The following is a 12,112-nucleotide window of genomic DNA, read 5'->3' on the forward strand; positions in this document are numbered from 1 at the left end:
ACTCGCTAAACAATCTTTTTGTGCGGTCAAGAAAACCTCTCCAATGCTTGAAGAGGTTCGCTACTATGCTCAAGAATTGCTTCGTCTTTCTGAACGCAGACAAGTTGTCTTAAACGACATGGTAGCTCTAGCTCAGCCTTTACCAGAGTATAACATCTTACGGTCAATTTCTGGCATCGCAGAAACCACAGCGACATCTATCATTGGCGAATTGGGAGATATTCGTCGATTTCACTCTGCCAATCAAATCAATGCTTTTATCGGCATTGACCTCAGACACTATGAATCTGGGAACTTTCTCGCTAAGGAACACATCACTAAACGAGGTAATCCCTATGCCAGAAAAATCTTGTTCAAGTGCATTCACAACATCGCTTCAGCTAGTCATACCAATCCCTGCCATATCGCTGACTTTTATGAGAAACGAAAAAGACAATCGACAATAGCTTCAACTAAGTCACATACGATTGCCTCTATACATCGTCTTATTCGAACAATGTATTACCTCATCACGCATAACAAACTTTACGATTATTCTTTGACCCAAAATCGATAAGGCTGTCTATGCCGTATTATGGTAACACCTTGTTTCAAAAAATACCAGATGAGGTGTTTTTTAGCATGCCCTTTTATGGATCAAAAAGTGTTAAAAATAAGACAGTAACCTCAGAATAGCTACTGTCTTATCTCTTTTTTTACTTAAAGCCTTGATAGACTTGACAGATGGTAGAAAAGAGCCACTTGGGCGAGTAAATAAGATTGATCCATTAGGAATAACAAGTCTTCGTATTCGTGGTATGTGGCTACTTGATAATCCTTTTACTGTTTTTAAATATATTTATACCCCAGTAGAAGAGGCTGATTTCAACTTATTTGCATTAGTATCATCACAGCATTTTGATAACTTTAACAATAAAGATGAGCTACTATCTTTAGCTAATAATACATGCAATCTATCAATTCTTGATGTAAAAGTTAAAAATCCAAATAATCCTGCACAACTTATTGATTGTAAGAAAATTAATTTTCACTTTTAACTCTATTGAGGTAAATAATGAGTTTTACGAAAAAGCAAGTATCAAATTTTCTAAATGATAAAATTCTCTTTAGATTCACTATTTCTAGCGATTTTATAATTGATTTTCACGAATACGAAGAGTTTTTTACATTTGATGAGCTTGAAAAAATTATAAAAAGTAACCTTACTTATTGGAGTTCAATTTATGACATAGCTCCCAATAATTTTATGTCAAATTGGAAAAATTTGAGCGATAAGTTTAATTTAATAAGAAAATATATCTTCGAGCTTGAAGAATTGAATATCGAGAAAATAAATGAACAACTTTACTATAATTTATCAAGTAGTCGTGAATCAATAGAACAAGATAAGATGGTATACATATTGTCAATAAGTTCCCCTATTGACAAAGATTCAGAAATTCGTAAACTAAAAAGTTTCGTTTCTTTCTATACTCAACAATCTCAAGATAATCTTAATGAAGCTATCAGAAATTTTATTTATCTCTCTAAGTATAATAATGCTATAGGTAGTTATTTATCAAATACCTCTCAATATGTATTTTATCCAGCACTATATTTACTTAGAAAAAACTTTTCAAACATTAAAGAGAATATATCTGATTTTGAAACAAATATAGTAGCTCCTCTAGCTAGCAAGTTGAAAGATATCTCAGACGACTCCGATGAACAGTATAGAGAAATTACGTCATTCACAGAAGATAAACATAATAAAATTCAGGAACAATTCGATGAAAAAGTTTCTGAGTTTGCTGAATTTCAAAAATCTCTCAACGACTGGCAAAAAGAAAAGCAAAATAAGCTTAAAGATTTAGAAGAAACATATAAAAACAAGCTTTCTCTAGAGGCTCCAGAGCAACTTTGGAATGAGCGTGCTATAGAACATCAAAAGCGAGCTACCAAATGGACATGTTTCCTTATTGGTGCAGTCTTAGCTTTAATATCTGCTTCAGTAATATTAGTCCTCGTGATACACGATTATTCTTTAAATGTTATCAAAAAAGAGATTCCATTCATATCTGAGTCATTTATACTTATTTCGGTCATTTCATTTTTTATCTACATTGTTAGAGTGTTGATAAAGATTGTGATGTCAAATCATCATTTGGCTACTGAATACCGACAAAAAGCAGCTTTGACGAGATTTTATCAATCTCTAACTTATGCTGGAACTGACATCGATAAAGACGAGCGACTAATAATTATTAACTCATTATTTAGTAGAGTTGAAACAGGACTAGTAAAAACAGATACCTCAAATGATAGCGATACAATTTTAGCTATTTTATCAAAGAATATAAAATAAAAACGGCAATTTGCCGTTTTATGCTTTTATAAGGTGTCTGAACTCAGATTTTTTTAGACTGCTGGATGTCATACTTCCTTAGGCAGAGCTTTTTCACCAATTATTTTCCAAGGTAGTATTCAGCAACTACGTTCAATTTTTCGTCGAATTCGAATACCAATGGTGGGAAGTTAGGGATTTCCACGTCCATGATTTCGTCATCTGACAATTGTTTGATGTGTTTTACAAGGGCACGGATTGAGTTACCATGAGCTCCTACGAATACGTTTTTACCATCTTTAAGTGCTGGAGCGATTTTATCTTCCCAGAATGGAAGGGCACGTTCCAAAGTCACTTTCAAGTTTTCAGCATCTGGGATAACTGAATCGTCAAGTGAAGCGTAACGACGGTCAGTGTGAGCTGAGTGCTCATCATCACGGTCCATTGCCGGAGGCAATACATCGTATGAACGACGCCAGATGTGAACTTGCTCATCACCAAATTGCTCAGCTGCTTCAGCCTTGTTTTTACCAGTCAAACCACCGTAGTGACGTTCGTTCAAGCGCCATGATTTTTCAACTGGAACCCAGAGTTGATCAGCTGCTTCAAGCGCCAAGTTTGTTGTTTTAATCGCACGTTTCAAAACTGAAGTATAAGCTTGGTCAAATTCGATACCTGCTTCTTTGATCAATTTACCAGCGTCGATTGCTTGTTGTGTCCCTTTTTCAGAAAGATCTACATCAGCCCAACCAGTGAAAAGGTTAGCTTTGTTCCATTCAGACTCACCATGGCGAGCAAAAACCAATTTTACCATTAGATGGATTCTCCTTTTATTTTCCGGGGTTTGCCCCGTTTATCTATTCTATTTTACAAAATTTTCTCTCAAAAATCTAGTCTCAGTGAGATATTTGTGAAATTTTCCACTTGCTCAGACTTTTAAAAAAATTAATTCTCACTCAAGACTTCTAGCTAGCTGCTTGTTTTTGCTGGGCGCACTCTGGACAAATGCCATAAACGACCATCTGACTCTTGGTGATTTGATAACCGGTCTGCTCTGCTGCTTCCTGCTGAACGTCTGGCAAATCCAAGTCCATATCTGCAATTCGACCACATTTTTCACAAATGACATTGAGGTGTTGATGCCCCATAAAATCATAATAGGTCGTCGTGTCATTTCGGACTTTGAGCTCAGATACAAATCCTTCATCAATCAACACTTTTAGGTTGTTATAAACAGTCGCCAAGCTCATATTGGAAAATTCAGGCAAGAGGGCTTGGTAAATCATCTCTGCACTAGGATGATCATGACTGCTGATGATAAAAGCAATCACGGCCTTTCTCGTCTCTGTGATTCGAACACCTTTCAGCCTCAGATGTTCGATTACTTCCTGATAATTCTTTTCATACTCTTCATGCATCTTCTCTATACTCCATCCACATTCATTTCTAGCTTATTTCCATTATATCATGACAAACATAGATTTTCTATTAAGAATGATTGTAAATAAGGAAAAATATTAATCTGCCTAATAGACCTATTCATTTTAATTAAGTAGATTTTTGCCTCAAAGCACGATATGATAGAGATGTTAACAAATATGTAAGCGCTTAATTTTGATATATCGGTTTTATCGTAAGAAATTCTGTAACCAAACTTCTGCTATTCTATCTGCTGTGCAGAAAAGATGCCGAAGAACATTTGGATACGGCTGGTTTTCTATCACTTTTTAGAAAAAATATATAAATGAGGATATCATTATGAAAAAAACACCAAATCGCTGGTTCATTTTAGCAGCAGCTATCTTAACCAACCTTTCTTTAGGTGCTGGATACGCCTGGTCTGTTTTTCAAAAAGCGCTGCTGGAAGCCAATGCTAGCCAAGGATGGGTGCAAGCTCAAACCTCTCTAGCCTTCAGTATCTCTTTTGCAATGGTGCCAATCGGCATGATTCTTTTCGGACCTAAAGTCGATTCATTAGGCCCTAAGAAATTTGTCTTTCTAGGAGGCATTCTCTTTGGTGCGGGTATGTTTGCTACAGGATTTGCAACTTCTCTTCCTGTACTCTACTTGACCTACGGGGTTGTCCTTGGTCTCGGTATCGGTTCAGCCTATGGCGCTTCAACTTCTGTCGCTACCAAATGGTTCCCTGATAAAAAAGGGCTCGCGGGTGGTTTAACCGCTGCTGGCTTTGGACTTGGACCACTAATCATCGGACCACTTGCCAAAACTCTCATCGCTTCAATGGGCGTTTATTCTACATTTAAAGTTCTGGGAATTGCCCTACTTGTCGTTATCTGCTGCTCTTCTCTTGTCATGGAAAAAGCTCCAGCAGCTGCTCCAGTAGCAGGAAGTTCTGCACCGGCAGGCAAAACTCACAAAGAAATGCTGCGCGAAGGCAACTTCTGGTTGCTGTGGCTCATCTACATTTTAGGTGCTACTGGTGGTATGATGATTATCGGCTCAGCAGCGTCTATCTCTGACCAATATAAACTAGTTGGAGAAGCAACTCTATTCGTTATGCTGGTTTCTATTGCCAATACTTTTGGACGAATCTTCTGGGGAGCTGTATCGGACAAAATCGGTCGCTACCCTACTGTAATCGCCATGTTTGGCGCTGTTGCTGGTGGCTTGGCGCTGACCGCTCTCTTTAAAGGGGAGGGAAGCATCCTTGCAATCTTAGGCGTCATGCTTGTCGCCCTGTCCTTCGGTGGCTTCCTTGGATCTTTCCCAGGTATTACAGCCGAAAATTGGGGCGTGGCCAATGTCGGTACAAACTACGGCTGGATGTTCACGGCCTATGGTGTTGCAGCTATTGCCGGACCACAGTTGGGTGCTCGACTTGCTCAAGCAAACAAGGGAGACTATTCAATGGCCTTCTACATCGTTATTGGTATGGCACTCCTTGGTATCGTTCTACAATTATTCTATATTTCTAAATCAAAGAAAGCTTAAAACTATTACTAACTCTGGGGTAACCCAGAGTTTTTCTTTGACAAAGAAACTGTTAGCCAGCAAAAATTGACAAGAGCTCCCCTGACTAGCATAAAAGCCGAGACAAACTCGGCTTTTCTTTTTAACGGAACGATTCTAGATCAACGGTCAGCACTTGGCCGTCTCGGACAACCTGCTGCCCAGCAATGTAGACATCCTGAACGTCGCTACCCTTGACTGCGTATACTAGGTGCGACAGCATATTTTCCAAAGGATAGAGGTGAAGTCGTCCCTTAGGCTGAATGGCAATGAAATCGGCTTGCTTACCCGCTTCCAGACTGCCAATTTTGTTATCCAATCCCAGCGCATTTGCTCCTTCAATGGTCAAAGTTTTCAAGGCCTGCTCGATCGTAAACTGGGTTGCATCACCTGCTCGCATCTTCTGAAGGAGAGCTGCTGTCCGACCCTCTTCAAACATGTCCAGACTATTATTGGAAGCAACAGAGTCCGTCGCTAAGCCAACGGTCACCCCAGCAGCTAGAAAGTCTGTTATCGGAGCTACACCAGAAGCCAGCTTGAGGTTGCTGATAGGATTGTGGGCGATGCTGACTGGAGATGCCGCTAAATCTGCAATCTCTGACGGATTCAGCTCAACCCCGTGAGCAAAAATAGCTGGTTGCTCCAAGTACCCCAGGCCTTTTAAGAAAGCCAAAGGCCGTTTACCATAGCGCTCCAGGATGATTTTATTTTCTTCCTGAGTCTCTGCCACGTGGATATGAAGCTTCAAGTCCAGCTCACGCGCTAGCTCAAGACTGCCCTTAAGTAGCTCTTCGTCACAGGCATAAGGCGAATGAGGCGCCACCATGACCTGAAAATCTTCATCATTGTAGGAGCGGATTTTCTCAATAATCGCCCGTGTACGAGCCAGAGTCTCTGCTGCTGTTTCAGCTGCTGAGCTAAATAGGGTTGGTGAGAAATAGCAGCGCATACCAGACTGCCGCACAGCCTGATAAATCCGGTCAATCTCCACTCCCTGCGGATTATACATATCGTTAAAAGTCGTTGTTCCTGACTGGAGCATTTCAGCCAGAGCCAGTTGGACAGCCTCGGTCGTTAGATCCGCCGTGAACTGACTTTCTGCTGGCCAAATATAGTCCTCCAGCCATTCGTGCAGATTGCTATCGTCACGAATCCCACGTAGCAAGGTCATGGCCGAGTGAGTATGGCAGTTGACAAGCCCTGGCATGATCCATGCTCCTTCATAATCCACTAGCTCGCTGCATTGTTCTAACCAAGCCTTGTCATGGGGACCACAGTAGGCAATGCGTTCATCTTCCACGACCAACAAGCCTTCCCGATAAACATGAAATGCGCTGTCACAGGTCACCAGATTGACATTCGTATAAGCTTTCATCCTTGCTCCTTCTCATTTCGTTTTAGCTATTATAGCAAGCCTAGTAAACTAGCGCAAGAACTTTCCAAGATTATTTAAAATAAAGATAATCAGGATTGGGAGTCATATAATACAACTCTCCTTTAGAGAAAATCAGATTAATTCTATGTTGCTTATAGCTATATAAAATATAGTCACTCTCCAACTGATAGTCTTGGTTCAAGCTAGCTGCCTGTGCAATATCCGCTGCTGTTACATAGAAAGCCTTTGCCTGCTCTTCCGTCACATGCTGACCTCGATAGAGCTCTTTTATATTTTCTAACTCCTGAGCTTTAAAAGTGTCTTTAATATAGTTTAGATCCTTTATGACAGCCTCTGGCTCGCCAAGAACCTTTTTGACTTGCTCCTCTGTATAGCCTTTGAAATCAGGCGTTTGAGCACTAAATCCTCCTTCAAAAGAACGATAATACACCTTGGCATTACCTGTTGCATAGATCTTGTCTTTATTGGCAGACTGTGCATCTTGAGGCAAGCCATCCGTTACTTCATCTGGCGAACTTGTCGCCTTACTCTCAGAAGCTGGAGCACTAGATGATGAAGTCTGGCTACTCTTTGATTTTTCTTGCTGACTGGAGCCTGTAGCTTTCGTCGATTCTGATTTCTTTGGTATTTTCACCTTTTGGACAGAAGAGGATTCAGACCTAGGAATCCTTTTCTTTGGATAATAGCAAGCTGTCAAAGCCATGATAGCTGCAAGCATGGTTAAAAAGGTTATTACTTTTTTAAAATACATAGTACCTCCATTTCTTAGTTACATTATATCATATTTTAAATTGAGCAGGAGGAGCATCCTGATTTTTGCTGTCTTCTCTAACAAACAAATACTGTGTCTTCTAGAAGCTTAGGAAAAATGATTGATGTTATGCCAAAACATAAGAAAAAACCTATTGCACAAGCTAGGAAGCTGATGCAGTAGGCTTTTGGTTTTTGTCTTATTTAACAGCGTCTTTAAGAGCTTTACCTGCTTTGAAAGCTGGAACTTTAGAAGCTGCGATTGTGATTTCTTTACCAGTTTGTGGGTTGCGACCTTTACGTGCTGCACGCTCACGAACTTCAAAGTTACCAAAACCGATCAATTGAACTTTTTCACCTTTTGAAAGGTATTCTGTAACTGCTGCAAATACAGCGTCAACTGCTGCTGCTGAATCTTTTTTAGTCAATTCTGTAGCTTCTGCTACTTTTGCGATCAAATCTTGTTTGTTAGCCATTTAACAAATCCTCCAATTTTTTTCTGGGTTAATAACCCTAACAGATATTATCATATCTAAAAAAAGCGTCTAGGTCAAGTCTTAAGCAGACATTTTACAAATAATTTACTCTATTTATAGCGAACTAGAACGGCCCATGCATTTTCTCCAGTGTGAGTTTGGATGATCGAACCTGTTTCTAAGACAGGGATTGGTTTTTCAACAAACTCTTGTAACTCTTCCTTCATTTGATTGGCAAATTCTGGTCCACCCGCATAGGAAATTCCGATTTCTTCAATTTCCTTCTCTTTCAGAGACTCTTTCAAGTCATCCAGCCATTTCTTGAAGGTTTTAGCGCCCCTTCCTTTGACAATAGGAGTCAAGGTATGATTTGTCATCTGCATGACGACACGAATATTTAAAAGCGAGCTAATCAAACCAGTCACACGGCCGATACGGCCACCTTTGACCAAATTTTCTAAGGTTGATACGCCAATGTATAGTTCTGTCTTGGCTTTGACTTCCTCAAGTTTTTCTAAAATCTCCTCCAAAGTCGCTCCAGCTTTTGCCATCTTAGCAGCCTCAACGACTTGGAACTTCATCGCTTGGTCCGTGAAAGAACTATCGACAACCGTTACATCAGCCTTGGCCAAGGTAGCACCCTGACGAGCTGCCTCTACGGTGCCAGATAAAGCATGAGACATGTGAATCGAGATAATTTGGACATCTTCCGCTGACAAATCTTCGAAAACCTCAGCAAATACTCCAACTGGTGGCTGGCTGGTCTTGGGCAGATTTTTACTAGACTTCATCAACTGAAGAAATTCTCCCTCCTTCAAATTGGAATCCGAGTAGACTACACCGTCAATCATGACTGTCAAAGGAACTATTGTAATATTCAAATCTTTTGCTAGTTCAGGCTCAATCGTAATTGAAGAGTCTGTCACAATTTTAATTTTTGTCATATTTTCCCTACTTTTATCCTATTATTGAGTCTATTATACCAAAAAATCCTAAGTTTTTGTGAATCAATCTTAGCTTAATCCATAAATCTCAGAAAAATAAGAGCCTTCTAAGTCAAACACTACTTAGAAGACCCTTAATGATTTGATTGAGGCACTAGCTAAAGATCACATCAAGGAGATACCCTTTTAAGCCTCATCATCTTTGCGCTTGCGACCAAGAATCATGAATCCTAGACCCGCAAGAAGAGCACTTGTCGTTACTCCCACGATTGAAACTGGAGCAGTGCTACCTGTATTTGGTAAGGTCGCTTGTTTAGCCTTATCTCCTGCTGGAGTTGGAACAGCTGGCTTAGCATTTGAAACAAGTTTGCTTTCAGGCTTCTTCGCTAACTGATCCGTTTGAACTTTAGCTGCTAAATCAGTCTCTTGATCTGGCTTCACTTCTGGAGTCACTGGTGGAACTGGTCTTGGCTGAGGTTCTGGTTTCGGAACCGGTTGCGGTTGTGGCGCTGGTTCTGGTTTCGGCTGCGGTGCTGGTTCCGGTTGTGGTTGTGGTTGAGGACTAGGAACTTGCTTCGCTTCAAAGGCCCATTTTCCTATGAAAGTCAAACTTGTTCCCTCTTCCACTTTTTCATAGCTCAGGAATTTCCAAGTACCATTTGCAACAGAAACTTCTACAGGCATCGGTGCTTCTGGAACAAAAGCAATCGCTGCAGAAGAACTTGTAGTATATGTCCCACTTTGTGGAAGTAAGCTCAATACTTCTGCTGGCAAGTTGTTGTCTGCTGTCGCACTTTCAAAGCTGTAAGTCACTTGATAGTTTTCAGTTACCGGTGCAGGCAAAACATTAACTGGTACAGGAACTTCAGTAGAAGAACCATCCGGATAATCAACACGCACTGTACCGCTATAAGTACCTGGTTTTGTAGTATCTATTTGACCCGTAGGTGTGATATCAACTACCTTAGTACCAGCTGGAAGGCTTGACAAGTTCGTCACATTATCGATCAAGTTTGGTTTGTCTCCAACCTTGATAGTTTCTTCCGTTACCTGAGGCGTATAAGTTTCAGCATTTTTCGGATTTGCTTTGAATTCCCATTTTCCTACAAACTCTACATCAGCCTTGTTAACAACAGCGCTAGCTGCATCATAGCCCTTGAAGGTCCATGTGCCGTCGTTCACAGTATCGGCGTAAGTGGTTTGGGATGGTTGCTGAGCTGAAACAGAGGCACCATTCTCATAAGTTGCACTGTCGCTTGGGGTCAATGCTGTGATGGCTGCTGGAAGTGCTTTTCCTGCTGTCTCACTCTCGAAGCGATAAGTAGCTTGGTACTTATTGGCTTCAAAGGCCCACTTACCTACAAACCCTACATTAGCCTTGTTGACAACTGCATTAGCTGCGTCATAACCCTTGAAAGTCCAAGTGCCATCATTCACTGGGTCTGTGTAGGTGGTTTGAGATGGTTGCTGAGCTGAAACAGAGGCACCATTCACATATGTTGCACTGTCGCTTGGTGTCAATGCGGCGATGGCTGCTGGAAGAGCTTTACCTGCCGTTGCGCTCTCGAAGCTGTAAGTAGCTTGGTACTTGTTGGCTTCAAAGGCCCACTTACCTACAAACCCTACATTAGCCTTGTTGACAACGGCGCTAGCTGCGTCATAGCCCTTGAAGGTCCATGTGCCATCGTTCACTGTGTCTGTGTAGGTCGCTTGCGATGGTTGCTGAGCGGAAACAGAGGCACCATTTACATAAGTTGCACTGTCGCTTGGAGTCAATGCGGCGATGGCTGCTGGAAGAGCTTTACCTGCCGTTGCGCTCTCGAAGCGGTAAGTAGCTTGGTACTTGTTGGCTTCAAAGGCCCATTTCCCTACAAACCCTACATTAGCCTTGTTGACAACGGCGCTAGCTGCGTCATAGCCCTTGAAGGTCCATGTGCCATCGTTCACTGTGTCTGTGTAGGTCGCTTGCGATGGTTGCTGAGCGGAAACAGAGGCACCATTCACATATCTTGCACTGTCGCTTGGAGTCAATGCTGCGATGGCTGCTGGAAGAGTCTTACCTGATGTTGCGCTCTCGAAGCGGTAAGTAGCTTGGTACTTGTTGGCTTCAAAGGCCCATTTCCCTACAAACTCTACATTGGCCTTGTTGACAATGGCGCTAGCTGCGTCGTAACCCTTGAAGGTCCATGTGCCGTCGTTCACTGTGTCTGTGTAGGTCGCTTGCGATGGTTGCTGAGCGGAAACAGAGGCACCATTCACATATCTTGCACTGTCGCTTGGAGTCAATGCTGCGATGGCTGCTGGAAGAGCTTTATCTGCTGTAGCACTCTCGAAGCTGTAAGTAGCTTGGTACTTGTTGGCTTCAAAGGCCCACTTACCTACAAACCCTACATTAGCCTTGTTGACAACGGCGCTAGCTGCGTCATAGCCCTTGAAGGTCCATGTGCCATCGTTCACTGTGTCTGTGTAGGTCGCTTGCGATGGTTGCTGAGCGGAAACAGAGGCACCATTCACATAAGTTGCACTGTCGCTTGGAGTCAATGCTGCGATGGCTGCTGAAAGAGCTTTATCTGCTGTAGCACTCTCGAAGCTGTAAGTAGCTTGGTACTTCTTAGCTTCAAAGGCCCACTTACCTACAAATTCTACATCGGCCTTGTTGACAACGGCGCTAGATGCGTCATAGCCCTTGAAGGTCCATGTGCCGTCGTTCACAGTATCGGCGTAAGTGGTTTGTGATGGTTGTTGAGCGGAAACAGAGGCACCATTCTCATAAGTTGCACTGTCGCTTGGGGTCAATGATGTGATGGCTGCTGGAAGAGCCTTACCTGCTGTCTCACTCTCGAAGCGATAAGTAGCTTGGTACTTCTTAGCTTCAAAGGCCCACTTACCGACGAAAGCTACATCGGACTTGTTGACAACTGCATTAGCTGCGTCATAACCCTTGAAAGTCCAAGTGCCATCATTCACTGGGTCTGTGTAGGTGGTTTGAGATGGTTGTTGAGCNGAAACAGAGGCACCATTCACATATGTTGCACTGTCGCTTGGTGTCAATGCTGCGATGGCTGCTGGAAGAGCTTTATCTGCTGTCTCGCTCTCGAAACGATAAGTGGCTTGATACTTCTTGGCTTCAAAGGCCCACTTACCGACGAAAGCTACATCGGACTTGTTGACAACTGCATTAGCTGCGTCATAACCCTTGAAAGTCCAAGTGCCATCATTCACTGGGTCTGTGTAGGTGGTTTGAGATGGTTGT

Annotated in this window: 11 protein-coding genes; 4 read left to right on the plus strand and 7 right to left on the minus strand. The window is 42.1% G+C overall.

Annotated elements, in window-relative coordinates; genetic code table 11:
* The 3 genes from D8797_RS09860 to D8797_RS09870 all read left to right on the plus strand — a co-directional run.
* Positions 1–556 (plus strand): transposase (locus D8797_RS09860; protein WP_142999733.1); only part of this gene is annotated, 556 nt, incomplete at its 5' end.
* A gap of 160 nt (positions 557–716) precedes the next feature.
* On the plus strand, positions 717–1,037 hold the full coding sequence (locus tag D8797_RS09865) for an NgoPII family restriction endonuclease (RefSeq protein WP_260471229.1): 321 nt from the start codon (positions 717–719) through the stop codon (positions 1,035–1,037).
* A 17-nt stretch (positions 1,038–1,054) separates the two neighbouring features.
* Entirely contained in the window at positions 1,055–2,344 is a 1,290-nt protein-coding gene (locus D8797_RS09870) for a DUF6161 domain-containing protein (RefSeq protein WP_125380505.1), read from the plus strand.
* A gap of 100 nt (positions 2,345–2,444) precedes the next feature.
* Here the strand turns inward: D8797_RS09870 and D8797_RS09875 are convergent, their stop codons facing one another.
* Positions 2,445–3,137 (minus strand): phosphoglycerate mutase, encoded by a 693-nt coding sequence (locus D8797_RS09875; RefSeq protein ID WP_061910762.1) that lies wholly within the window; start codon positions 3,135–3,137, stop codon positions 2,445–2,447.
* Between the two features lie 151 nt (positions 3,138–3,288).
* The gene (locus D8797_RS09880) at positions 3,289–3,741 is read right to left on the minus strand and encodes a Fur family transcriptional regulator (protein ID WP_125380506.1); all 453 of its coding nucleotides are present in this window, start codon (positions 3,739–3,741) and stop codon (positions 3,289–3,291) included.
* Positions 3,742–4,081: 340 nt separating this feature from the next.
* Here D8797_RS09880 and D8797_RS09885 point away from each other — a divergent pair, with 340 nt between their 5' ends.
* The gene (locus D8797_RS09885; protein WP_125380507.1) at positions 4,082–5,275 is read left to right on the plus strand and encodes an L-lactate MFS transporter; all 1,194 of its coding nucleotides are present in this window, start codon (positions 4,082–4,084) and stop codon (positions 5,273–5,275) included.
* 121 nt (positions 5,276–5,396) lie between these two features.
* On the opposite strand, the gene D8797_RS09890 is transcribed toward D8797_RS09885, so the two are convergent.
* The 5 genes from D8797_RS09890 to D8797_RS10195 form a co-directional block, all read right to left on the minus strand.
* A complete protein-coding gene (locus tag D8797_RS09890) occupies positions 5,397–6,668 on the minus strand; it encodes a TRZ/ATZ family protein (RefSeq protein ID WP_125380508.1) in 1,272 nt (423 codons plus the stop codon).
* 70 nt (positions 6,669–6,738) lie between these two features.
* Positions 6,739–7,440 carry a DUF4947 domain-containing protein gene (locus D8797_RS09895; RefSeq protein WP_125380509.1) on the minus strand — a complete coding sequence of 234 codons (702 nt, stop codon included), beginning with the start codon at positions 7,438–7,440 and terminating at the stop codon, positions 6,739–6,741.
* 199 nt (positions 7,441–7,639) lie between these two features.
* Positions 7,640–7,915 (minus strand): non-specific DNA-binding protein Hbs, encoded by a 276-nt coding sequence (hbs, locus tag D8797_RS09900; protein ID WP_005589527.1) that lies wholly within the window; start codon positions 7,913–7,915, stop codon positions 7,640–7,642.
* Positions 7,916–8,025: 110 nt separating this feature from the next.
* A complete protein-coding gene (fakB, locus tag D8797_RS09905; RefSeq protein WP_125380510.1) occupies positions 8,026–8,859 on the minus strand; it encodes a fatty acid kinase binding subunit FakB in 834 nt (277 codons plus the stop codon).
* Between the two features lie 186 nt (positions 8,860–9,045).
* On the minus strand, positions 9,046–12,112 hold a 3,067-nt coding region (locus tag D8797_RS10195), incomplete at its 5' end, for an SHIRT domain-containing protein (protein ID WP_185780867.1).

The organism is Streptococcus cristatus (assembly GCF_003944225.1).
Classification (GTDB): Bacteria; Bacillota; Bacilli; order Lactobacillales; family Streptococcaceae; genus Streptococcus; species Streptococcus cristatus_K.